Source organism: Streptosporangium sp. NPDC048047, from assembly GCF_040653115.1.
Lineage (GTDB): Bacteria > Actinomycetota > Actinomycetes > Streptosporangiales > Streptosporangiaceae > Streptosporangium.
In genome coordinates this window covers 173,610-196,111 of sequence record NZ_JBEZNH010000007.1, presented here as the reverse complement: position 1 = coordinate 196,111, position 22,502 = coordinate 173,610, and the positions used below count along the sequence as shown (strand labels likewise).

General features: G+C 69.9%; 24 protein-coding genes and 1 pseudogene. 11 read left to right on the top strand and 14 right to left on the bottom strand.

All coding sequences use genetic code 11. The annotated features are described in order from the left end of the window. Positions 1 to 8: 8 nt before the first annotated feature. From AB0D67_RS09050 to AB0D67_RS09040, 3 genes are read right to left on the bottom strand one after another with little or no spacing between them, the layout of a single operon-like run. Positions 9 to 608 (bottom strand): hypothetical protein, encoded by a 600-nt coding sequence (locus AB0D67_RS09050; protein ID WP_362931599.1) that lies wholly within the window; start codon positions 606 to 608, stop codon positions 9 to 11. Continuing rightward, the gene (locus AB0D67_RS09045) at positions 605 to 2,269 is read right to left on the bottom strand and encodes a DEAD/DEAH box helicase family protein (protein WP_362931597.1); all 1,665 of its coding nucleotides are present in this window, start codon (positions 2,267 to 2,269) and stop codon (positions 605 to 607) included. The genes AB0D67_RS09050 and AB0D67_RS09045 overlap by 4 nt, the downstream gene beginning before the upstream one ends. Next, positions 2,266 to 4,617, bottom strand: a complete 2,352-nt coding sequence (locus AB0D67_RS09040) for an ATP-binding protein (protein WP_362931595.1) — start codon at positions 4,615 to 4,617, stop codon at positions 2,266 to 2,268. The genes AB0D67_RS09045 and AB0D67_RS09040 overlap by 4 nt, the downstream gene beginning before the upstream one ends. 484 nt (positions 4,618 to 5,101) lie before the next feature. On the opposite strand from AB0D67_RS09040, the gene AB0D67_RS09035 reads away from it, so the two are divergent. Then, positions 5,102 to 5,554 carry an ATP-binding protein gene (locus AB0D67_RS09035; protein ID WP_362931593.1) on the top strand — a complete coding sequence of 151 codons (453 nt, stop codon included), beginning with the start codon at positions 5,102 to 5,104 and terminating at the stop codon, positions 5,552 to 5,554. A gap of 70 nt (positions 5,555 to 5,624) precedes the next feature. Here the strand turns inward: AB0D67_RS09035 and AB0D67_RS09030 are convergent, their stop codons facing one another. Both AB0D67_RS09030 and AB0D67_RS09025 read right to left on the bottom strand, forming a co-directional pair. Continuing rightward, positions 5,625 to 6,116 (bottom strand): GNAT family N-acetyltransferase, encoded by a 492-nt coding sequence (locus AB0D67_RS09030; RefSeq protein WP_362931592.1) that lies wholly within the window; start codon positions 6,114 to 6,116, stop codon positions 5,625 to 5,627. A gap of 104 nt (positions 6,117 to 6,220) precedes the next feature. Continuing rightward, positions 6,221 to 7,576, bottom strand: a complete 1,356-nt coding sequence (locus AB0D67_RS09025; protein WP_362931590.1) for a helix-turn-helix transcriptional regulator — start codon at positions 7,574 to 7,576, stop codon at positions 6,221 to 6,223. A 201-nt stretch (positions 7,577 to 7,777) separates the two neighbouring features. Between AB0D67_RS09025 and AB0D67_RS09020 the strand changes: the two genes are divergently transcribed. Together AB0D67_RS09020 and AB0D67_RS09015 are read left to right on the top strand one after the other, a co-directional pair. Then, positions 7,778 to 8,164 (top strand): hypothetical protein, encoded by a 387-nt coding sequence (locus tag AB0D67_RS09020; protein ID WP_362931588.1) that lies wholly within the window; start codon positions 7,778 to 7,780, stop codon positions 8,162 to 8,164. An 843-nt stretch (positions 8,165 to 9,007) separates the two neighbouring features. Continuing rightward, positions 9,008 to 9,391, top strand: a complete 384-nt coding sequence (locus tag AB0D67_RS09015; RefSeq protein ID WP_362931586.1) for an ATP-binding protein — start codon at positions 9,008 to 9,010, stop codon at positions 9,389 to 9,391. A gap of 191 nt (positions 9,392 to 9,582) precedes the next feature. Here AB0D67_RS09015 and AB0D67_RS09010 read toward each other — a convergent pair whose 3' ends face one another. From AB0D67_RS09010 to AB0D67_RS09000, 3 genes are all read right to left on the bottom strand, one after another. Then, a complete protein-coding gene (locus AB0D67_RS09010; protein ID WP_362931584.1) occupies positions 9,583 to 9,885 on the bottom strand; it encodes a hypothetical protein in 303 nt (100 codons plus the stop codon). Positions 9,886 to 10,301: 416 nt separating this feature from the next. Beyond that, positions 10,302 to 11,042, bottom strand: a complete 741-nt coding sequence (locus tag AB0D67_RS09005; RefSeq protein ID WP_362931582.1) for a hypothetical protein — start codon at positions 11,040 to 11,042, stop codon at positions 10,302 to 10,304. Continuing rightward, the gene (locus tag AB0D67_RS09000; protein WP_362931580.1) at positions 11,029 to 11,541 is read right to left on the bottom strand and encodes a SigE family RNA polymerase sigma factor; all 513 of its coding nucleotides are present in this window, start codon (positions 11,539 to 11,541) and stop codon (positions 11,029 to 11,031) included. The genes AB0D67_RS09005 and AB0D67_RS09000 overlap by 14 nt, the downstream gene beginning before the upstream one ends. A 130-nt stretch (positions 11,542 to 11,671) precedes the next feature. Here AB0D67_RS09000 and AB0D67_RS08995 point away from each other — a divergent pair, with 130 nt between their 5' ends. Further along, positions 11,672 to 12,610 carry a hypothetical protein gene (locus tag AB0D67_RS08995; RefSeq protein WP_362931578.1) on the top strand — a complete coding sequence of 313 codons (939 nt, stop codon included), beginning with the start codon at positions 11,672 to 11,674 and terminating at the stop codon, positions 12,608 to 12,610. An 86-nt stretch (positions 12,611 to 12,696) separates the two neighbouring features. On the opposite strand, the gene AB0D67_RS08990 is transcribed toward AB0D67_RS08995, so the two are convergent. From AB0D67_RS08990 to AB0D67_RS08980, 3 genes are all read right to left on the bottom strand, one after another. Further along, the gene (locus tag AB0D67_RS08990) at positions 12,697 to 13,938 is read right to left on the bottom strand and encodes a serine hydrolase domain-containing protein (RefSeq protein WP_362931576.1); all 1,242 of its coding nucleotides are present in this window, start codon (positions 13,936 to 13,938) and stop codon (positions 12,697 to 12,699) included. 240 nt (positions 13,939 to 14,178) lie between these two features. Next, the gene (locus tag AB0D67_RS08985; RefSeq protein WP_362931574.1) at positions 14,179 to 14,724 is read right to left on the bottom strand and encodes a GNAT family N-acetyltransferase; all 546 of its coding nucleotides are present in this window, start codon (positions 14,722 to 14,724) and stop codon (positions 14,179 to 14,181) included. 45 nt (positions 14,725 to 14,769) lie between these two features. Then, positions 14,770 to 15,255, bottom strand: a complete 486-nt coding sequence (locus AB0D67_RS08980; RefSeq protein ID WP_362931572.1) for a hypothetical protein — start codon at positions 15,253 to 15,255, stop codon at positions 14,770 to 14,772. A gap of 121 nt (positions 15,256 to 15,376) precedes the next feature. Here AB0D67_RS08980 and AB0D67_RS08975 point away from each other — a divergent pair, with 121 nt between their 5' ends. Further along, positions 15,377 to 15,889, top strand: a complete 513-nt coding sequence (locus tag AB0D67_RS08975) for a hypothetical protein (protein ID WP_362931570.1) — start codon at positions 15,377 to 15,379, stop codon at positions 15,887 to 15,889. A gap of 59 nt (positions 15,890 to 15,948) precedes the next feature. Here AB0D67_RS08975 and AB0D67_RS08970 read toward each other — a convergent pair whose 3' ends face one another. Together AB0D67_RS08970 and AB0D67_RS08965 are read right to left on the bottom strand one after the other, a co-directional pair. Then, a complete protein-coding gene (locus tag AB0D67_RS08970; protein ID WP_362931568.1) occupies positions 15,949 to 16,755 on the bottom strand; it encodes a GNAT family N-acetyltransferase in 807 nt (268 codons plus the stop codon). A gap of 111 nt (positions 16,756 to 16,866) precedes the next feature. Then, entirely contained in the window at positions 16,867 to 17,820 is a 954-nt protein-coding gene (locus tag AB0D67_RS08965) for an alpha/beta hydrolase (protein ID WP_362931566.1), read from the bottom strand. Positions 17,821 to 18,008: 188 nt separating this feature from the next. On the opposite strand from AB0D67_RS08965, the gene AB0D67_RS08960 reads away from it, so the two are divergent. The 5 genes from AB0D67_RS08960 (at position 18,009) to AB0D67_RS08940 (ending at position 21,200) form a co-directional block, all read left to right on the top strand. Then, on the top strand, positions 18,009 to 18,584 hold the full coding sequence (locus tag AB0D67_RS08960; protein ID WP_362931564.1) for a helix-turn-helix domain-containing protein: 576 nt from the start codon (positions 18,009 to 18,011) through the stop codon (positions 18,582 to 18,584). A gap of 286 nt (positions 18,585 to 18,870) precedes the next feature. Further along, complete coding sequence (locus AB0D67_RS08955) at positions 18,871 to 19,200, top strand: PadR family transcriptional regulator (RefSeq protein ID WP_362931562.1); 330 nt, start codon at positions 18,871 to 18,873, stop codon at positions 19,198 to 19,200. A 2-nt stretch (positions 19,201 to 19,202) separates the two neighbouring features. Beyond that, positions 19,203 to 19,616 (top strand): DUF1048 domain-containing protein, encoded by a 414-nt coding sequence (locus AB0D67_RS08950; protein WP_362931560.1) that lies wholly within the window; start codon positions 19,203 to 19,205, stop codon positions 19,614 to 19,616. Next, a complete protein-coding gene (locus AB0D67_RS08945; protein WP_362931558.1) occupies positions 19,613 to 20,422 on the top strand; it encodes an ABC transporter ATP-binding protein in 810 nt (269 codons plus the stop codon). Before AB0D67_RS08950 ends, AB0D67_RS08945 begins: the two co-directional genes overlap by 4 nt. 10 nt (positions 20,423 to 20,432) lie before the next feature. Continuing rightward, positions 20,433 to 21,200: an ABC transporter permease gene (locus AB0D67_RS08940; protein ID WP_362931556.1), complete on the top strand. Its 768-nt coding sequence runs from the start codon at positions 20,433 to 20,435 to the stop codon at positions 21,198 to 21,200. 119 nt (positions 21,201 to 21,319) lie between these two features. On the opposite strand, the gene AB0D67_RS08935 is transcribed toward AB0D67_RS08940, so the two are convergent. Beyond that, positions 21,320 to 22,270: an alpha/beta hydrolase gene (locus tag AB0D67_RS08935; RefSeq protein WP_362931554.1), complete on the bottom strand. Its 951-nt coding sequence runs from the start codon at positions 22,268 to 22,270 to the stop codon at positions 21,320 to 21,322. Between AB0D67_RS08935 and AB0D67_RS08930 the strand changes: the two are divergent. Next, a pseudogene (locus AB0D67_RS08930) lies at positions 22,269 to 22,502 on the top strand (hypothetical protein); the annotation flags it as partial. The gene AB0D67_RS08935 and the pseudogene AB0D67_RS08930 overlap by 2 nt on opposite strands.

Genomic DNA, 22,502 nt, shown 5'->3' with positions numbered 1-22,502 from the left:
GGTTCTCCCTACATCTCGTTGAAATAGACGACCCGCACGCCAAGGAACTCGGCCATGTGCCGGTGCTCCTCCTTCTGCTCGGGTGTCACAGGGGCGCGGAACGGATCGACAACGCAGATCATCCAGGGCCAGGTCTCCCCGGTGGACCGGTCGAGGATGGCCGGCCACACGAGGTGCTTGAGGTTCGCCACCGTGCCAGCCACGAAGTGCTGTTCCTCATCCTCAGCCCCGACCTTGCGAATTCTCGCGCGCATCGGCTTCTGCTGGGTGGTCCCTGGGATGACCTCCCAGTCAGGACCGAGCGTCGCCGCGACCATCTGCTCGAGCGTCGCGGCCAGCCGCTTCACGTACTTGGCGTACTTGCCCTGCCCTCGCCGCGCCCGCTCGTACTCCTTCATGGGGCAGTCCTTCAGCCAGGGGCGGATGTTCGCCCGCTGCTCCACGAAGTCGAGGAGGCGGCCGCCGATCTCCGGGTCCTCCGTCCACTCCTGGTACAGGCGGGTGCGGTCCGCGTCCTGGAGGTGCGGCCACTGGGCCTCGTCGGCCTGGGCGTAGATCCGCGTGACCACTGCCTTCTCGACGGCGGGCGGGATCTTATAGTCGGTCACAGGATTCCTTTCGGTAGGGGGAACTGGAGGCGGACCTCGTCCGCCGCGGTCTCGAGGTTGGCGGCGTCCCGGATCCACATGTCCACCAGTGAGCCGACCGTCTCGTCTTGAAACTCGATCCGGGATCCGTGTGGAAGTTCCAGGTGCTCGATCTCCTCGGCTTCCAGCGTCCGGCGCAGGTTCAGTACCGCTGCGGCGCGGCGGATGTCGGTCACAAAGTCGAGGACCTTCAAAGCCTTCTTGCCGGGGCTCAGCCGCAGTCCACGGCCGAGTTGCTGCACGAAGATCCTCCGGCTGTGGGTGACGCGCAGGAATGCGATCAGGTTTACGTCAGGTACGTCGACGCCTTCGTTGAACACGTCCACACAGGTGATCACCGGTACACGGCCGAGGCGAAACTCGTTGAGCAGGACGTCACGTTGGCGCTTAGGCAGGCCACTGTGCAAGTGAGAGGCGTTGATCCACGCCGGGTCCGAGATGGCGAGGAGACCTGCCATGTGCTCGGCGTGCTCGATTGTCTGGCAGAACACGATGGCGCGGGGCTCGGCGGTCTCCCGCCACGCCGTCCGCAGGTGCTCGACGATCTCCTCGTCCCGTTGGGGAAGGAATAGACGCCGGTTAAGGTCCTTGATTGAGTAGCCCTGGCGGCTGATGTCCTGGACGGCGTCCCAGTCGACGCCATCCGCGTACAGTTTGTAGTCGACGGCCGACAGATAGCCCGTCGTCATACCCTCAGCGATGCCCATCTTGAAGCTGGGATAGCCGAAGCGGGCGGTGACGTCGAACTTGTCACCGCGCCAAGGGGTCGCGGTGACTCCGAATCTTCCCGCACTCCCACACAGATCGAGGAGTTCCGCAAACCTGCCGGTCTCGGCCACGTGGTGGGTCTCGTCAATCATGACGAGGTCGGGTTCGTAACCCGCGCGCACGGCGGACAGCGCCGACTCAACCGTCGCGACGACAACGCCGTTGAGGGCTTGGGGCTTGCGTTCGCCAGTCAGGAGGCGGGTGGGCACGCTCTTCGGGAGGTGCCGCCACAGCGCCTTCTCCAGCTGTCCGACTAGGTCACGCATGTGGGCGACGACCAGAACACGCGCGTCCGACCGCGACGCCAACAGGTTCCCGATGACCTCGCCGCCGACGACTGTCTTTCCCAATCCTGTCGCCAGGACCAGCAGCGCCGTCCCCTTAGTGTCGAGGTCTCGCTCGATCGCGGCCACGGCCTGTTCCTGGTACGGCCGCAGGGAGTAGGAGGCGGGCACACGATCGGGCATCCTCTGACCGATCGCGTGCAGGGTGGCCCCGTGCCATAGGGCGATGTCGACACCGATTCCCGCCAGCGCCTGGCGCCGCGCCTCGGCCGACGCGGTGATGTCCGTGTTGGTCACCAGCACGGCCTTGTCAGCCCGGTAGTGGGTGCGCGCGCGTTCGAGGTCGTCGACGCCCGCGTGGTCGGCCGTGCCGTGCGACTTCCACTTGCTCTGAAACACCCACTGCTCGCGGGCGCGGACCGCGAGCAGGTCGGCGCCGTGGTCGTAGGCACCGTCGATGATGCGAACGTCCTGGAACCCTAGATGCCACAGGGTCCGTTCGAGCGCCTTGACTAGTCCTTCTGGGCCGCCGTCGCGCAGTTCGGCGGCCGTCAGGAATGCGGCGCTCACCTCTCGCCGGCCAGCTCGTCACGCAGCAAGGCGATGCTCAGGCGAGCCCGCCGCAGTTGCTGGGCGGTCGCCCCACCCGCGAACGTGCCGAGCGTCGCCACGTCCGCGAGGCAGCCCGTGACCCGGGCCAGGCTCAGCGCCTTCCCGGACGGTGACGACACCCCGGTGTACGGACCACGGAAGACGGCACCATCCATGAACGACTCCGGCATCGCTTGGACGAGCCGGACTAGGGCCAGTGCGGGCATGTGGTGGACGAAACTGGAGTCCTGGCCGAGACGGCTGACGAGGCCGACGCGTCCGGCGGCGATCATCTCCTCCTCGGTCGCGACCTTCTCCTCGTGGGTGAGGTGACCATAGGCGGTGGTATAGCCGCCGCTCTGGTCGAGGATCTCGGTCACACGCTCGCGGATCTCCGCGAGAAGGTCGCGGGCCTCCGCGCCGACGGTGGTGCCGTCGAGCGCGCTGTCCTGCAGGGACTCGGCGTGGATCGCGGCGACGAGCTGGGACGGGCTCCAGTCGGAGCGCGCCCGAACTTTCAAGATGGCGGCAAGTTCGACTAGGAGCAGGTCGGCGTAGTCCGCGCCGAACCGCCGGAACGCGGCGTGCTCGGGGTCGATGAGGGTCGTGAGTTCGTTGCCGGACCGCTGGTCGAGGAGGACGGGAACGTGTAGCCCGTTGTCGTCTATGAGCCGCTCGCCGGGCTTCAGCAGCAGGGTTCGCACCTTCAAGTAACCGAGCTCGGGGTGGCCGAACGACCGACTCAGATACATGTGAGGCGTTGCCGCGCTCTCGTAGCGTGCCAGGCGCTCGCTGCGGGTCTCCCTACTCTCTTTCACCGACACGGGGGCCGTCAGGGTGGGCGTGGCGGAGGCGGTGGACGAGGTCTCCGGCCGGGTCATGCCGGAGGTGGGCATGTCCATCGGGAAGCCGAGCGCTTCTCCGACGGCTTTCTCATCGGGCTGGAGCGGCACGCTGTCCGCCGTCTTGACCTCCTTGCCCCGGTTTTTGATTTCCTCGTGTCGCAGGACTTGCTGCCACCAGTGCTCGTCGGTCTGGAACGCCGCGTCGCCTGCCTGGAACTTTCGCCCCCAGTCGCGGGTGACCGCGTGGAGCGGCTTGTGGCCGTCGCCGGGGACGAGGTAGCGCAGGCCGGCGTCGTTGCGGCGGAAGCCTTTGAACAAGAGGGCCAGCGGGCTCTCGTTCTCCGGGTAGCCGAGTTTGCGGGCGCGCTGGGGCTGGAGCGGCGCCAGACCGCGCAGCAGCTCGACGGCGGTGAGCCAGCTGCGGTCCCCGTACTCGAAGGCGTCCTTTTGGTAGGTGACAGGGACGTGGTCGAGGTGGATCTCACCGATGAGGCGGCCGCCCTGATGAGCGAGTTCGACCGGGTACTCGGGTTCCTCATTACCCGCGATCCCGTCGGGGTTGTTCCAGGTGAAGAGCTGCTTGTCCCAGCGCAGAATCTTCCGGCCGTTACGCAGGAAGTCGATGCCGTATTCGGTCTTGTCGAGGTAGCGCTGGACGCCCAGCCAACCGTGGATCCGGCGCTCACGCACGGTCAGGTTGCCACTGCCGCAGATGGAGCAGACCTCACCCGAACCGATCTGCCACTCCCCGCAATCCCGACAGGCAGTCCCATCCTGGAGTTTCTGGTCGATTGAGATGTAGGCAGGGATCCGCTCTTTCCCGTTGTAGAGCACGTAGCGGTCGTCGCCCCAGCGGCAGTGGCGGACCGGCTTGACCCGGGTCCCGCCGACGTAGAGGTGGAAAGGGTGCTCGGTGAGGATCCACGAGTACACCGAACCGAGGGTGTTGCGGAGCGAGGCGCCGTTGCGGCGCAGCCACTCGGCACGCGCGCTGTGCAGACGGTCGATGATGATCCTCGTGCCGTGCTGAGATGGGTCGGTCTTCGGCTCGGTGATGTCCTTCGCCTCGAAGTCGTCCTTGATCTGGTCGAGGTCGATCTCGACGCCGATCCACTCCTTGTCGCCCGCACGGGTCGTCAAGACTCGAGTACGCCTACCGAGGCGGGCGGTCGAGATGTTGAAGCCCATGCCGAACAGACCGAGTTTGTCGTGCATGTCGTTTCCGGACCAGCCAGCCCGCACCGCGCGTGCCAGCCGGTCGTACGACATGCCCCGCCCGGTATCGCGAACCTCCAAGACTCCCCGCGACGACGACGGCAGAGTCACGCTGACCGTGAAGCCGTCCGGCCACTCTGTACCCGAGCGGAGGACATCAAGGAAGTCATCGAAGGGATTGTCGACGAGTTCGGCCACGCACTGCCACTCGTCGAAGTCGATCTCGCCCAGCATGCTCAGCACGCGGACGGAAGGGGTGATTTTCACTCCGGCGGAACCCTCCTGGCGGATCGGGACGCTGTCACGGCGGCTGCGGCGTACGTGGGTACGGCGAAGCCACCCGGCTCTCATGAGCCGAGCATTCGATCTCGAGACTAAAGGGGACTACTGGCGATTCAGCCGGAATTTGCGAACCTCGACGAATTCTGTGGTCACTGGAACCGGGGCAAAAGCGTTGAACCCTCACAAACGGAGATGATCCGGTCACGGATGGGTGAGGGGAGCGGGTAGCCGTCACGGCTGTAGTCTTCTCACGCACCAGGTTTGCGACGCGTTCCGCAGTGGCCTCAGGGCCAATGCCGTTTAGATAGATCATTCGGGTCTGGTGGTGCGGAGGTCGAGCAGGAGCTGGACGGTGGATGGCCCGGCGTGGCGGGTGCCCCTGTCGCTGGGGCGTCGTTCGCGGTAGCTGCTGCGTCGGGTGCGTTTGACGGAGCGGGGGTAGGTTCGGTGGCGGCGTTCGGGATTGCGGTTGCGGGGTCGGCCGACCTGGTGGCTACCTAAACGGCATTGGCCCGGACCTGCGGCGACGGACCTACCGGCGATCTCCCACTGCTTCCCGGCGAGTCGCGACCAGGTCCGGCGCGCCCGTAACTTCGTCGCCGAACTGCTCGGCGACGGCTACCCCTTGCGCGACGACGCTGCACTACTGACCAGTGAGCTGACGACCAACGCCGTTGAGCATGCGATCGGGCCGAACAGCGAGCCGCGGCGGTTCCTCGTCACCGTCGCCTTCGTCGAGCACGGCGTGCTGGTCACCGTCCAGGATCCCGGCTCCTCCCGGATTCCCTGCCCCCGCGATCCCGGCCCCGACGCGGTCGGCGGGCACGGGCTGGCCCTGGTCAACACCCTCGCCGCCCGCTGGGGTTTCCACCGCGGCTCCATCAGCACTGTCATCTGGTTCGAGCTCCACTCCCCCGGCTGACGGCACGCCCAGGAAGAACCTGTGGGCCGCTCGCCCCGCTCGGGTGAGCGGTTCACAAGTCTGTCCGTGATCAATCCCTGGACGGGATGAAGGCGAAGGCGTGCATCGGCCATACCGCGCCCTTCGCCTCCTGCGTCTTGTCACGACTCGGGCCGCGCAGGTATCCGGCGCGCAGCGCGACCCGCTGGGAGGCGAGGTTGTCCCGGTGGGCCCACAGCCGTACCTCCACCAGGCCGATGTTCCGGACGGCCCACGAGGTGAGCAGGGTCAGAGCACGGGTCGCCGCGCCACGACCGCGCGCTTCGGCCGTCAGCCAGTACGAGATCTCGCCTACCCGGCCGTCATGGCCGAGCGCGATGTTCCCCAGCTTCGCGCCGGTCACTGCGTCGCAGACGACGAACCCCACCTCGCCGTCGGAGGCACGCATCCGGTTGATCGCGATGAGCACCTGCGCGGCGTCCAGCGTGGGCGGGTCCGTGGTGAAACGCTGGATCTCCGGATCACGCGCGTTCTCGGCGTACCAGGCCGCGTCGTCGTCCGCCCAGTCACGAAGCCGAACCACTCCGTCGTCTAAGCCCTGATCATTCATGAGCCATAGCATGGCACCCGCCACGCTCACGGCCGGAACCCATGACCACTCTTCTCAACCCCAGCGGCTGTCGCATCTCAAATCGCATCTACCGTCGAGCGGTAGAAGTCCTCGAACCGCTGAACGGCGACGGTCCCCGTGAAGGGACGCAATCGGGAGCGGACGACCTCTATGCGGTCGGTGACGCGGGCCGAGTTGATGGTGAGTGACAGCCTCAGGGACGTTGAGGCGGCCTCCGTCGCCCGCTCGATCTCGTGGGCCTGGGCGTAGGCGTCGGCGAGCCAGCTCAGGTAGAGGGAGACCTCCCGTACCCGGGTGGTGTCGTAGGCTCCGATGGCCTGGCTGAGCAGCGGCTCGGCCTTGAGCGGGCGGGCGAGTTCGGTGAAGCACCGGCCGGCCATCACATCGACCTCGGTCCGGTCCAGCCAGTAGACCCATTTGGGGTCCTCGTCGCCTTCCCGATGCTGCCCGAACGCCTCGTCCACCTCGCCGAGTGCCCGTTCAGCGGACGTGGACTCCCCCGCCTTCGCATGCGCCCAGGCCACCCGTTCCAGCAGCAGCGCGCGGGTGAGCGGTGTGCTCGACCGCTCGGCTCCCTTCACCGCCGTGCGGGCCATGACGGTGGCCTTCCTCGGATCTCCGACGCTGGCCATCTGGTAGCTCAGCGAGGACAGAAGGTTGGCGGCCACCGGCTCGTTCCCCGCGGCGTGGGCGGCCTGGATGCCCTTGACGTAGTACGCGCGGCCACGGCCGTACTGTCCGGCGTCCGAGATGACCCATCCCGCGAGTTGGCAGAGCTCCCCCACCGCGCTCAGCAGGCGGCGGCCCACGTCCTCCTTGTAGGCGGCCTCCCGGAGCACCGTGGCGGTCGCGCGCAGTTCTTGAGAGATGAGGGTGTGCAGGTCCGGACCGGTGACGTAGTCGTCCAGATGCCGCAACCGGTCGATGCGGGCCTCGATCCGGTCGACCAGTTCATGGCCGACGCGGCGCCCCGCCCGGATCTCATGGAGCTGAGGCGGCTCCACGATGAGCCATTCGTGGGCGATCCGCAGGGCGTTCTCCTCCGATATGGCATCGTCTTCCACGGTCAGTCCTTCCGCCATGGCCGCATTGCTCTCCTTCGTCCAGCCGTCGCCGAAGAGCGACAGGTGGTCATCATTCGTGTCGGGGACGGTGACGCCCAGCCGCTTGGCGCGCGACAGGACGGCCGCCTGGTCGAGTACGGCCAGCGGAACATCGAGGACGATGCTCAGCCACGGCAGCCAGGCCATGGGCAGCCGCCGACCGCGCTCCCAGCGGGAGACCTCGTTGCGGGTGATCGTGGACTGCCCCGACACTCTGGCGAGCCGATCGGCGAGGCCGGCCTGGGTGAGGTCCTTGGCCTGCCGTGCCTGTCTGACCAGCTCTTCGAGCGTCAGGCCGTCCGTCGCCATGCCGGCTCCCCTCGTTCATCGCGTGTAGGCCGGATCGTGGCCCCTCAATGGGTGTGCGGGGCCTCCCGGAGGCCCCTGTTGCCAGGCCCCTTCAAGGCTCCTTCCATCGTCGGCCACCTGCGGTTTTCTTGGAAGGGAATTACGCGGAGTCATCAAGTCTCACCTGGGGGCGACATGTCGGACGGTGCCTCGTCCTCACCCTTGACAGAGCCGTACGGCGCCGCCGAGCGGTTGCGGCGGGAGTTTGGGGCGCTGGGTGTCGTGGCCGATGTCCATGACGGTTACGGGCTGGCGCTCGTGTCGGTGCGGGACGGCTTGGTGGTGTGGTGCAACGGGGAGCGGTTCTGGTGGCAGGCCGGGTGGGACGAGCGGGGCGGGCGGCCCGCCTACGCCTCGCGGCCGGTGTCCGGGGCCGAGGAGGTCGCCCGCCTGGTCGTCGCTCGATGCGCGGAGCTGCGGCGGATCCGGTTCGGAGAACGGACCGACCCGGGGCGGGTCCGGTCCGGGGAGCAGGCCGAGTGGCCGCGAGCCCAGGCCGACGAGCGGGCGACGGCGCCGGAGCCTGAGCGGCCCCAGGGGCCCGTCTGACGATCCGCGCACTTATCCACAGCCTGTGGAAACAGGCTCCAGGCAAGCCCCGGAACCCTCATAGTCCATGAAGGAAACGGCCCCGCCAGGCGAGGCTAGTCACCTGGCAGGGCCTTGATCGCACGCGGAGGTGCGACCCGTGCCCAACCCTAACCGAGCCCTGCGGATCATCCGGGTCCGCTGGCACGCCGAACACCCACCCACCCCGTTGGGGTGCCGCTGGTGCGGCCACCCGCCCTACGCCCACGACACCCACGGCCTGCCCCACCGCCCCGGACACCTGTGGGAGCAGCCCACACCCGCCCAGGTCCACGCCCGGATGACCGCCCGCAGGCGGCTCGGCCTGTGCGACCGCCCCTTCCCCGGCACGGCGAAGCCCACCACGGCCCGCTCCCCCAGGCTGTTCCACCCGGCCACGGGATTCCCGGCCGGCAGGCCGGCCGCAGGACCCCCCACGAGCCAAGGGCGGCACACACGACCGGCCGCGGCCGCCGTCACACCGTACGGACGAGGAGGGCCGCACCCGCAGGACCCGTACGTGGGGGACTCACCACCGGGACCGCGTTCGCCGTACAGAAGCAGGCGCGGGGCACGTCATGAAGGGGTGCCGGCATGACTTCGAAGCGTCAGACCGACGAACCGATGGACCCGACCCCGCGTTCCCGACCGGATGGAGAGGTGGAGAGAGCGGCACGACTGTTGTCGCGGCTGCTCGGCGTGCTCGTCCGCCGTTCCGGAATGACACAGCCGAACAGCACCGGCCCAGCCCGGCCGAAGCCCGCGCGGGGAGAGGCGCGAGCCGCCTGGCCGCCGCGTCCCGGCCGGACCGGGACTGACCTACCGGTGATCTCCCACCGCTTCCCCGCGAGCCGTGACCAGGTCAGGCACGCCCGCGACTTCGTCGCCGGACTGCTCGGCGACGGCCACCCGCTGTGCGACGACGCCGTACTGCTCACCAGTGAACTCGCCACCAACGCCGTCGAACACGCGACCGGACCGAACAGCGGACCACGGGAATTCCTCGTCACCATGGCGTTCGTCGGGCGCGGCGTGCTGGTCACCGTCCAGGACCCCGGCTCCTCCCAGATCCCCTGCCCCCGCGACCCCGGACCCGACGCCGCCGGCGGACGCGGACTGGCGCTGGTCGACGCGCTCGCCGCCCGCTGGGGCTTCCACCGCGACTCCATCGGCACCGTCATCTGGTTCGAACTCGGCCCGCCCGCCTGAAGACCCGGTGCTCCCGTGCGGTGGTGCGGCGGAGGGGGAGCCGCACCACCACGTCAGCGGCGGGCCCACCGGTGGCCGGGACACGGATGTCCGTGCCCCACGCCACCGGCGGCCCTCCCGGACGGATGGCGGTCCGGGGTCGCCTGCTTCTCGCGCTCGGCCGAGACGGCTCAGCCGAGATACGAGACAGCTCAGCCGAGGTAGAGGTGCAGGTCGTTCAGGTTGTTGCTCGGGTTGTAGGTGCAGTAGTACCGCAGGCCGAGCGGGTTCTGAGACCGCTTGTACGCCTCGGAGACGCAGGTGTTGCAGTTGCTGTAGCTCTTGATGAACTTGCTGGGCACCCTGGCCTGGGTCGGCAGGTTGCAGCCGTTCGACCTGATGGAGACGGAACCCGACGCCGAGGCGGAAGCCGGCGACGCCGCGATGGCGGCCGGAACCAGGATCGCCGACGTGCGCAGAGCCGCCGCCGCGATGATTTTCTTCGTCAGTGCCATGAATCCTCCTGTCAAAGGTGGCCCGGAAGGCGCAGTGACCGTGGCGACCACCAGGACGGGAATCCCGGACTTCGGTCGCGCACGGTGGCTGGCCTCTCTTCCCGCTGTCGGGGTGAGCCGATGCGCAGGGCCTTTTCAAAGATCACCGCCTGGCAGGAATTTGGGAACCTGTAAGGTTCCAGGGCGGATCTTCGAGGGCGACCGCGCCGTCATCTGGTTCGAGCCGCACTCCCCCTGCCGAGTGCCGGGCGTGGTGACGATCGCACCGGCCGCCCTCGGCGGCCGGTTCGCCGTTCTCGGCGAACCGCGGGCGACGAAACGGTGTCTGTGGGCCTTCACCACGCGGGTCGGTCGGCCGGGTTCGCCACATCGGTGCAACCTGACCACCGACCCGGCGAATGTTTCCGGCCACAGCGTCAGCTGTCGGCGGTGAGACCTTCGGCGATCTTGGTCAGCTCGCGGTCGACGGCCTTGTCGTCGGGGAATTTCTTCACGTACACGGGGCTGAACGTGATCTCGGCTCGCCGTTGCTCCCCCATGTTCAGGATGAGCGTGGGGGTGCCCTTCATGCCGTCCTCGCCGACGTTCGCGAGGACCGAATAGCCGGTCCGGTCGCCGATGGTCACCGCTTCGCCCTCCCCCTCATCGCGGTACGCCCGCACACGGTCCTCGACCTCCTGGACTGCCTCACCCTCGTACACGAAGATCTGCACGCAGTAGAAGCCCTTCTTGTCGCCGTCGAAGTTCCACGAGGTCGAGTAGCTGTCGCCGTAGTCCACCGACCAGTTGCTCCACCGCAGGCGTTCGGGCAGGTAGCCCACCTTGACGTGCTTGAGCGTCTTCCCGTCGCCCAGGTCCCCGAGGCTCGGGGGAGTGGACGGCACGGGCGGGGTGTCGTCGATGGCGGGCGGTCCCTGCGTCTCGGACACGGCAGCCGTCTCCGACGCGACGGGCGACTGCACAGCGCCCGGACCCACCGTCAGGTAGAAGGGGCCTGCCACGAGGGCGGCCACCGTCGCGGCCAGAGCCGCGACCCTGCCCGGTGTCCTCTTCCGCCTCGTGGGCCCGGTGACCCGGTCCATCAGGTCGGGCGCGGCGTGCAGCTCCGCGGTCTCGTCCGCCATGGCCTGGCGGAGGCGTTCCTCAAGTGTGGGCATTGCCGATCGCTCCTTCCACGGGTGCCTCGCCGAGTGCTACACGCAGCTTGGCCATCGCCTTCGACGTCTGACTTTTCACCGTGCCGACCGTGCAGCCGAGCACCTCCGCGGTCTGCGCCTCGGTGAGGTCCTCCCAGTACCGCAGGACGACCACCGCGCGCTGCCGGGGAGGCAGGCCGCGCAGCGCGTCCATGAGCAGGTGGCGCAGATCGACGTCGGTCGAACGCGCCGCCCTGTCCGGCAGGATGCGCATCGGGATGATGTTCAGAATCGCCCGGCGGCGGGCCTGGCTGATAGCGGTGTTGATGATGATGCGGCGCACGTAGGGCTCGGGCCTTTCGTACCGCACCCTGTCCCAGTTCTTGTAGGTGCGCTCCAGCGCCGTCTGCAGCAGGTCCTCCGCTTCCGCCTTGTTCCCGCAGGCGAGGTAGGCGACCCGCAGCAGGGCGGTAGCCCTTGCGGCTACGAATGCGCCGAAGTCACCCTCCGCGCTGCTCACGTTTGTCCATCCGGTTTCACGCCACCTAATACGCTTTCGATCCTCCAACAGTTGCCCTGGTTTCGCGGGCAACCTTGTGCGGCGCTCAGGCGTATTGGGAGGCATCGCTTCGAACCTCTGGAGGAGACACATGAAGCTCGCGACCGCATCGGTCCGGCTGCTGATCGCCGTCGGCGCCGGCCTGGCCGCCGTGGGCGCCACCGCCCTGCCGGGCCTGCCGAGCGTCGTTCAGGCACCGGAGACACGGCTCGCCGCCGCCGCGTCAGATCTACCGGAAGGCGCCTACTGGCATACGAGGGTGCTGACCCAGCGCACCGGTCCCCGCCAGATGGGCAGCGGCGCGAATCGCTACTGGGTGGTGGAGCGGGGGCTCATCGAGGAATGGACCGCGCCCGACGGCAAGGCCTGGTTCGGATACCGGGAGGCGGGGGCGTATCCGAAGAGCGCGGCGGACCGGAAGGCGTGGCGTCGCGACGGCTCGCCGGCCAAGTGGACCCGCACGGCCGACGGCCAGGTCGTGAAGCTGTCGGCCGAGCCGGGCAAGGGCCACGTCGGGCCCGTACGCGGCAACGACGACACGTTCTCTCTGGCCGGACAACGGCTGACGTACGACGAGGTCCAGCGGCTGCCCGCGGACCCGAACGCGTTGAAGTCCTGGCTCTCCGAGGCCGCGCGGGTCTCACGGGTCAAGCAGGACAAGGTGGACGGGTACATCACCGGAGCGCTGCCGGAGATGCTCTATTGGCTTCCGGCGCCCAGGAACGTCCGCGCCGCGGCCTACCAGGCCTTGCTGACGATGCCCACCGTCCGTGCGCGGGGAGAGTCCAAGGACGGCATGGGCAGAGCCGGCGCGGCCCTGTCGATCGACCGCCCGAAGACCGTTCAGAGGAACGGACTGACGGTCAAGGACAAGGTCGACCTGATCGTGGACACCGGCACGATGCTTCTGCTGTCCGAGAGTCAGGCGACCACGGTCAGAGGCAAGTTGTCTTTCAACGAGACCAGCACCCGGACCATGCTCGAGGTCGGCTGGACCGACACCGCGCCGGCCGTGCCCGCCCTGCCGTAGCGGCGCACGCGGGAGCAGTGCCGGCGGGACAGCGGTCCGCCGGAGAGGGCAAGGGGGCGTCTCCCGCCCGCAGGCGGGAGAGCACGTCAGTCGGCGAAGGCCGCGAGCGCGATGCCGAGGCCGCGTTCGTTCTGGCCCGCGGCCTTGGCGTCGGTGGAGTTGATCGAGTAGGCGACCGTGCGGCTCAGGTCGCGGGTGGCGCCGACGCCGGCCGCGCTGCCGTACCTCGCTCCGGTCTTGCCGTACGCGATGATGCCGCCGGGCATCTCCAGCCTGGTCAGGCCCGAGGTGTAGACGGCGGGGTGGTCGTCGCCGTACATCGTGACCTTCGGCACGGTGAACATGGGCTCGATCTGCGCGGCGGGCACCACCTTGCCGCGGAACAGGGCCTTGATGAACCTCTCCAGGTCGGCCGTGGTGGAGATCAGGTCACCGGAGGCCCAGGTGGAGGTCGCACTGCCCTCGGTCATGTCCACGACGTGGCCCTCGCCGTACCTGATCGCGTCCGGGAAGCCCTCGGGGACGACCTGGTAGCCGTGGTTGTGCCGTCCGCGGATCCTGACGGACTCGCCGGGCAGGTAGCTGTCGCGCATGCCGACGGGCCGCAGGATCCGGGTGGTCACCTCATGCTCGTAGGAGCGGCCGGTGACCTTCTCGATCAGCAGGCCCGCCACGAACGTGTTGATGTTGAGGTAGTGCTGCCGAGTGCCCGGCTCGAACTCGATCGGGTTCTTCACGGCCTCCGCGACGTACTCCTCGGGGTTCACCTTCTCGAACCGGGTGGCGTAGACCTGCTCGAAACCGCCGTCGTTCGTCGGCGCGGGCAGGCCGCTGGTGTGGTTGAGGAGCTGTCCGACCGTGATCACGGGATAGCCGGCGGGCAGCAGGCCGGGGAGGCGGTCCTGCACCGTGTCGTCGAGCGAGACCCTGCCCTCGGCCACGAGCTGCAGCACGACCGAGACGGTGAGGATCTTGGTCACGCTGCCGGCCCGGAAGCGGGCGCCCTCCCTGGCGGGCCGCTCGGTGCGCAGGTCGGTGATGCCCGCGACGCCGTGCCAGGATCCGGCCGAGCCGCCGACTCTGACCTCGGCGGCGGTGGCGTCGGCCGCGGGCAGGCCGGCGATGCTCCGCCTCAATGCCGCCTCGTTGATCGGCGGCACCGCGGTCCGTACGGCGGACGGCCCCGCGATGGCGGAGAACGTCCCCGCCGTGACCGCGGACGGTCCCGCGGTGACGGCGGCGAGCGCCGGGGTGCTCGCGGCCGAGAGCGCGGCCGGAAACAGGGCGGCGAGGGCGAGACCGGCGGCGGCGACGCGGGTGCGCTTCATCGTGGACATCTCCATGGGTTCGGGGGGAAGTGCTGGTGATGTCGTCGATCCTGCCGATCCGGCCCCGCCGTGCGGATCGCCGACGCAGGCGATATTCCCGCTCCCTCCGGGGAGGGAGATCCTCCCCGGCCTCTCCCCCGCCGCGTGGCGCCGTGCTCGGCGATATGGGTCGTGGAGAGCCACCCCTGCGCGATCGGCGCCTCCTGCCAGACCCGATGGACCCTCACCGCTTCGGCCGTTTCACGACGGTGCCGCGTAACAGTGGACGGCCACCGTCCGGTGCGGGTTCCACCGTTGCCCGACGGTGGCCAGCCGTTCCCAGCCCAGCCGTTCGTACAGGGCCGTCGCGGCGGTGTCGGACGCGACGACGTCGAGCACCGGATGCAGCCCGTGACGTCGCGCCTCCTCCACCACCCGGCCGATCAGCAGCGCGCCGATCCGATGCCCCCTCGCCCGCGGAGAGACGAACAGCCTGCCGACCACGGCGGCCGAGTCCGGCGTCGTCCCGTTCCGCTCGCTCCACAGCGCCGGGGCCAGGTCACCTTCGCCGCCCCATGACAGACCGACATGGCCGACGAGGCGGTCGTCGAGTTCGGCGACCCAGCAACCCAGTGAGGCGTCGGGCGACAGCCACTCGCCGGGCCGGTCGGGCCAGTTCACCGGGTAGCCGTCCCGCCGGTGGACTTCCGCGAGGAGCCGCGCGCACTCCTCGACGTCGTCACCGGTCCTCCGCCGGACGCGGTGACTCGGCCTCTCTTCAGGCACCATGAGGTTCTCGACGTTCATCCCGCGATGAAAACACGAGACGTGTACCGCACCGTGCCCCGGGAGTCAGGGTGCGGGCAGGAAGGGCAGGACGCAGAGCGCCAGGAACAGGGCGGCGGGTACGGCGCGCCACGGCCAGGCGAGCCGCGGCGCGGTGATGAGGGCGGCGAGCGGGTAGGCGATCACGCCGCTGAGCAGGATGAGGGCGGAGGCGCCGTCTCCCGCCCAGGACGACTGGGCGAACCGCCAGATCGCCACCAGGAAGAGGAGCGCCGCCACGGCGACGGGCCAGGCCGGCCGTACGCGCAGCAGGTGCAGCAGCGGCCAGGCGAGGACGACCGCCACCCAGCGGCCCACGAACCAGGTCAGGCCGATGGCGCCGAGGCAGGCGAAGGACTGGTCGCAGGTCCCCGAGCCGATGAGGGACCGCATCATCAGGAAGGCGGCTCCCACCAGGAGGGCGGTGAGGATCACCCCGGTCAGCGCGGCCAGGAGCAGCCGCCGGGGAAGTCTCCGACCGGCCGCCGGCCCGCTCTCCTTGATCGCTGTCACCTTCCGAGGATGGCACGCGGAAGCCCCGCCGTCCCAGCGGCGTCCCCCGAATCCGTCCGTTCGCTCCCAACTTTTCGGCGCCGAGGAGCGTCGAAGTTCAAAACGCGATGGGAGAGCGAACATGACCAAGACAGCACACCGGTTCGCGGTAGCCGCGGTGGCGGCGATCACCGTGACCACCCTCTCACCGGGGACGGCGATGGGCGCCGTGCGGTCCTCGACGGCCTCGCAGTCCCAGGAGGCGATCTCACAATCCCGGGAGGCGGCCTCACATGCCGCGCGGCCCCGGGAGACGGCCGTCAACCTCAAGGTAACCGCGAAGGTCCGCCACGCGCTCGCCGACGCCTACTGGAAGGGGTACTACAACAGCCCGTACCACCCGAAGGCCGACCGCAAGAATGTGGACGGGCCGAAGCACGTCTACTACGGCAAGGTCAAGAGCGGCGGCAGGGACGTGTACTGGGCGGTCGGCTCCATCGGCGTCAAGGGCGACCCGATCAGCTACCAGGACGGACCTCACGTGTGGCGCAGGAGCGCCCACGGCGCCTGGTCCTACCGCGGTGACACGGGCGGCTGCCTGGACAAGGCGCCGAAGGCGCTGCTGAAGATCTGGCGCCTGCGCTCGTACTGCTGAGCCTCGGGCCGGGACCTCGCCCGGGGGCGCCGATCCAGGTGGACGCCGGAGGGGAGCCGTCAGATCAGGACGGTGATCCAGGTGGTGACCACCTGGAACCCGAGCCTCTCGTACACGCGCCGTGCGGGGTTCCCCTCGGTGACCGCCAGGCCGATCTCGGTCAGCCCGTCGGCGGCGGCCCGGGACAGGACCGCCGAGAGCATGAGTGAGCCGAGGCCGCGGGGCGACCGGTCCGGATGCCGGAAGACATCCGTGACCCACGGGCCCTCGTTCGGGGCGGTGACCAGGACGCCGCCCACCACCTCGTCCTCTCCCCCCGTGTCGTTCCGCACGGCGAGGACGGCGCACGGGAGCACAGGGCCCATCAGCTCACCGCGCAACAGAGGGACGAGCTCCTCGTCGAGGGCCTTGCGGGCGTCCCTGGGGCGGTGGTCGGGATGTCCGGGCGGGTAGGCCGCGAACCACGCGGGGAAGACGTCGGCGGGCGGACGGTCCCAGGGGACGAACCGGAAGCCGTCCGGGGCCGCGCCCGCGGCCGGCCGTACGGCCGACAGGTCGCATCGCATCCGGTGCGCGTGCCGCAGCGTCCCGGCGCCTCGCGCGACGAGACGCCGGGCGAACTCGACCGGCGCCGACACGGCCCAGCCGGACAGGTTCGACATGACGGCGTCGACGGCTCCCGGGCCGAGCTCCTCGACGTGACGGGCCCAGGGACGCCCGTCACGGACGTCCTCCACATAACCGATCACCGGGGCGCCGTCGGGCCCGGTCAGTGTCTTCCGTTCGCCACTCGTCGCGGGAGGATCTTCACCGCTCGTCGCGGGAAGGTGTTCGCCGCTCGTCGCGGGAGAGTGTTCATCGCTCATCGCGGGAGAGTCTGCCACCCGCGGTGGCGCGGCGGAACAACGGACCACCGCTCCGGGCCGTGGCCGACGGACGCCTTACGGCATGCGGCCGGTCCTCCGGGTCCTCCGTCGTCACCGGGCGCGGGCGGCGGCGAGGAGGTCGCGGAGGGCGTCCAGCACCGCGTCGGGCTGCTCGATGTGCAGGTACTGGTGGGAGGCTCCCGGCAGCTCCCGGCGCTCCCCTCGTGGGACGGACGCGGCCAGCGCGGCGTGCATGGCGCGGATGCCGTCGTGCGCGGCGCGCATCTGCTCCTCGGTCATGAAGTGCGCCCAGTACGGGTTGCGCCCGCCCGCGGTGAGGAGGACCAGCGGCACGTCGGGGAGCGGCCCGCCGTTCCGCAGCTCGCCGTAGATCTCGGTCTCGAAGTTGGCCGTCTCGTGGAGCTGGGTCCGCCAGTCGGTGAGGTGGTGCTCGACGAGCGCTTCGCGGACTCCGTCGGGCCATCCGGCCAGCAGCCCGGTCAGCGCGGCGCGGGCGGAGGCGAGTTGCTCGCCGGTGAGGTCCGGCATCGTCTCCGGGTCCTGCTTCATCCGCTCGTTCAGCTCGGCGGACCCTTCGGGCAGGTGGTCGAAAATGTCTTCGTGGCCGGGGTCGAGCAGCAGCAGTCCGGCGACCTCGCCGGGGAAGAGCTGCGCGTAGCGGCGGGCGTAGAACGCGCCCAGCGAGTGCCCGGCCAGCAGGTACGGCGCGGGCACTCCGGCGGCGCGCAGCAGGTCCCGGAGCTCGCCCGCGACCTCGGCGGCGGAGCGGGGCAGGCGGGCCGGGTCGCTCCAGCCGGTTCCGCCGCGGTCGTAGACGACGGCGGTGGTGAGTCCGGCGGCCCGCTCCTGGAGGTTCAGGAAGTCCAGCCCGACCAGTCCGGCTCCGGGCAGGAACACCACGCTCGGACCGCCGGTGCCCGCGCGGTGCAGCAGCAGCCGCCTGCCGTCCACGTCGTGGAGGCGTCCCAGCGGCGGCGCCGTACCGGCCGCCGTCGCGGGACTCGCGGGACTCGCGGGGGCGTTCTCGACGGGCTGACCGTGCATCGTCGCTCCTTCGGGCGGGGACCGGACCGGGTGCGCGATCCGGGCGGAGGGTCGAACCGGGCGCGCGGCCTGATCGGGAGGAGCGGGCCGGGTACGCGGACTGACCTTTCGCATATTTGAGAACGGTAGACCCGATCGGCACCGTTCGCAAGATTGCGAACGGTCGGGCGCTCTGCGAGCATGACGCGGTGGACGCGTTGGAACTGCTCGCACATCCGGTACGGCTGCGCGTCGTGCACGCCCTGTCGGGCGACCGGACCCTCACCACCGCCCAGCTGTGCGAGCGGATACCCGACGTCTCCAAGGCCACCGTGTACCGGCACGTCGGCCTGCTCGCCGAGCACGGCCTCCTGGAGGTGGCCGGCGAGCAGCGGGTGCGCGGCGCGGTGGAGCGCCGCTACCGGCTGCACCGGGAGCGGGTGACCGTGGACGCCGGGGCGGCCGCGTCGCTGTCCCCCGAGGACCATCGGCGCGTGTTCGCCGCCGCCATGGCCACCCTGATCGCCGAGTTCGGCGCCTACCTCGACCGGGACGGCGCCGATCCGGCGGCCGACCTGGTCGGTTACCGGCAGCACGCGGTCTGGCTCAGCGAGGAGGAGCGCGCCGGGCTGATCGAGGAGCTGCGCGCCGCGATCCTGCCCCGGCTGGCGTACGGCCCGGCCCCGCACCGCACCCGGCACCTGCTCAGCCCGATCCTGTTCCCGGCCGAGGACCCGCCACGGAAGACGTTCCCGGCCGAGGATCCGCCACGGAAGAAGCCGTAGACGACCTCCGGGCCGAGGACCCGCCACGGAAGACCGCAGAGACGGCCGCCCGGCCGATGGCCGGCCGCGGGAGACGCCGTAGAGGGCCGCCCGGCCGGGAACCCGCCACACCCATCGCGTCCGCCGCGCCCGACGTGCTCGCCGCGAGCGGCGGCCAGGCGCCTCCGTTCACGTGCCCGCGACCTCACCGCGCCCTTGCTATTCGGCGTTGCTAAGTACCGGTAGTCAGTGTTACTTTATACCGGTAGTCAGCGACACCAAGTAGTTGGAAGAAGGGAGGTGTTCCATGGGCAAGCTCGTGACGGAGATGCTCAAGGGAACGCTGGAGGGCATCGTCCTCGCGATCCTGGCCGGCCGGTCCGCCTACGGCTACGAGATCACTGCCTGGCTGCGCGACCAGGGCTTCTCCGACATCGCCGAGGGCACCATCTACGCCCTGCTGGTCAGGGTCGAGCAGCGCGGCCTGGTCGACGTGGAGAAGGTCCCGTCCGAGAAGGGGCCGCCGCGCAAGGTGTACTCCCTCAACGCTCAGGGGCGGGAGTACCTCGAAGAATTCTGGACGACCTGGAGCTTCCTGGCCGGAAGGCTCGAACAGCTCCGCGAAGGAGGCGAGTAGCCATGGCGGCAGAGTCGAACGAGCCGAAGAACCGCTACCTGCGCTACCTGGAGGTGGTCACCGGGTCACTGGAGGACAAGCGGCGCTACCGGCGGTACAAGGCGCGGATCAAGGAGCTTCCCCCCGACTACCGTACGGCGGCCGAGGCGATGGAGCGCTACCTGCTGCACCTCGGGCTGACCGACGGCGCCGACGTGACGATGTACGAGGACATCGCCGACCTGTTCGAGCAGAGCGCGGCGGACGGGATCCCGATCCGCGGCCTCTTCGGGGAGGACCCCGTGGAGTTCGTGGAGGCGTTCACGGCCAACTACCCGGCCGGACAGTGGCGGATCCGGGAGCGCAACCGTCTCACCGACGCCGTCAAGCGTGCCGCCGGCGAGGAGCCCGCGGGAGAGGACAGGACCGGGCGATGACGACACAGACGACACAGCAGGCCCCGGCGATCCGGGTGCGGGGGCTGGAGAAGTCCTACGGGGAGCTGCGGGTGCTGCGCGGCGTGGACTTCACCGTGGCGCGGGGCAGCATCTTCGCCCTGCTCGGCTCCAACGGCGCCGGCAAGACCACGGCCGTGAAGATCCTGTCCACGCTGCTTCGGGCCGACGCCGGCACGGCCCTCGTCAACGGCTTCGACGTCGCCACGCGGGCCGCGGACGTGCGCGAGTCGATCAGCCTGACCGGGCAGTTCGCCGCCGTGGACGAGATCCTCACCGGACGGGAGAACCTCGTGCTGGTCGCCCGGCTGCGGCACGTCAGGAATCCGGGCGAGGTCGCCGACGACCTGCTGGAGCGGTTCTCGCTGACCGACGCGGGCGGCCGGAAGGCGTCGACGTACTCCGGTGGCATGCGCCGCCGCCTCGACATCGCGATGAGCCTGGTCGGGAACCCTCCGGTCATCTTCCTGGACGAGCCGACGACCGGGCTCGACCCCCAGGCGCGCATCGAGGTGTGGCAGACCGTCAGGGAACTCGCCGCGCGCGGCACGACGGTGCTGCTCACCACGCAGTACCTCGACGAGGCGGAACAGCTCGCCGACCGGATCGCGATCCTCCACGAGGGCCGGATCATCGTCGACGGCACCCTCGCCGAGCTCAAGCGGCTCCTGCCGCCCGCCAAGACCGAGTACGTCGAGAAGCAGCCGACCCTGGAGGAGATCTTCCTCGCACTCGTCGGCGCCAGAGGCGCCGGCGGCCATGACCGCGACGCCGGCACGAACGCGTGAAGGAGCGACGATGAGCAAGCATTTCCTCGGTGACACCGCCGTCCTGCTGGGACGGTCCCTGCGTCACATCGCACGCAGCCCGGACACCATCATCACGACCGCGGTCATGCCGATCGGCATGATGCTGATGTTCGTCTACGTGTTCGGCGGCGCGATCGACACCGGGTCGCGGTCAGAGCCGTATGTGAGCTACCTGCTGCCCGGCATCCTGCTCATCACGATCGCCTCGGGCATCGCCTACACCGCGTACCGGCTGTTCATGGACATGAAGGGCGGCATCTTCGAACGGTTCCAGTCCATGCCGACCGCACGCTCGTCGGTGCTGTGGGCGCACGTGCTGACCTCGCTGGTCGCCAACCTGATCTCACTCGCGGTCGTCGTGCTCGTCGCCCTGCTCATGGGCTTCCGGTCGACGGCGGGTGTGTCGGCGTGGCTCGCGGTCGCCGGCATCCTGATCCTGTTCACCCTGGCGCTGACGTGGATCGCCGTCATCCCCGGCCTGACGGCCAAGACCGTGGAGGGCGCGAGCGCGTTCTCCTACCCGCTCATCTTCCTGCCGTTCCTCAGCTCGGCGTTCGTTCCCACCGGCACCATGCCCGGCCCGGTGCGCGCCTTCGCCGAGCACCAGCCGGTGACGTCCATCGTCAACGCCGTCCGCGCCCTGTTCACCCGGCAGCCGGTCGGCGCCGACATCTGGATCGCCCTGGCCTGGTGCGCCGGCATCCTGGTCGTCGCCTACGTCCTCGCCATGAACACCTACCGCCGCAGGATCTCCTAGAGGCCCGGTGGAGGACGGGCCGCGACGCGCCCGTCCCGACGGCCTCGGCCCCGGCCCGACGCCCGGCCCGCCCCTGACCTTCCGTGAGGCGAGCCGTGCGGGACACCGGCCGGTCTCCCCTATCGGCAGGTCTTCGTCTCCGGGGAGCAGAAGGCGACCTCGGGGTAGCGGGGCGACGGCCTCTCCAGCAGGGGCTGCGGCTTCGCGCGCAGGTGCCGGTCGAAGAAGGCCCGGACGTACCCGCGGGTGATCTCCACCGTGCGGGGGCCGGAGAGGGTGCCGCCGAGGTCGACGCCGATCTGCCGGGCGAGCAGGTCGTAGTCGGTGAAGGACGCATGCACCGCCCCGGCCACCACGAGCCAGCGCCTCCAGCCGGTCAGGTGCCGCCAGTCGCGGTCCCACGTGGGGTCCTCGGCGCTTCCCGGGCTGTGCGGTCCCCGTACGCCCAGGAACATGAACGGCCGCGCCAGCCCGCTCGCGGGGATCGGGGCGAACATCTGGCCGTCCATGTTGATCCCGGCGCGTACCCGGGGGTCCTTCAGCATGGTCTCGGCGACGCTCGCACCGCCGAGGGACTGGCCCGCCATCGCGATCCGGGTCGGGTCGATCAGGGCGCCGCCCCTCCACTTCGGGTGCGGGCCGGCCAGCTCGTCCAGCACGAAGGAGGTGTCGGCCGCCCGGCTCCGCACCGCCTTCCCGCCGAAGTCGTCGGTTTCGAGTTCGCACGCGGCACAGGTGGTGACCCGCCCGTCGGGGAAGGTCGTCGCGAAGTTCTCGTAGGTGTGGTCGATGCCGGCCACCACGTAGCCGCGGCTCGCGAGGTCCTCGGCCAGGGCCGTCAGCGAGCTCCTGGGCCAGGTGAAGCCGGGGGAGAGCACCACCAGGGGCAGGCCGCGCCGACGTCCGGCCGGTTCCGCGCCGACGAACGCGTTGGTACGCGTCCCGCTCAGCGCGTCCGGCGGCACGCCGGTCATCCCCGTCCCCTTCAGGACGAGCTCGGACTCCTTCGCCGTCATGTACGGCGCCCGCCGCCCGCCCGGCGACTTCGCCGGATACCAGAGGGAGACCATGAGCTCCCTCGCCTCCGCCCCGGGCACCCAGGGGTCCGGCCGGGAGGAGTCCGTCAGGTGCAGGGACGTGGTGCCGACCGGATGGCGACCGGTCGGCCTGGGCAGGTACGGCGTGCTTCGCGACGTGCGGTCCGGCACGTCGCCCGGCGTGACCGGCGAGTCCGCGGACGCGGGCCCGGGTGTGGCGGGTCCGGGTGTGGCGGGTCCGGGTGTGGCGGGTCCGGGTGTGGCG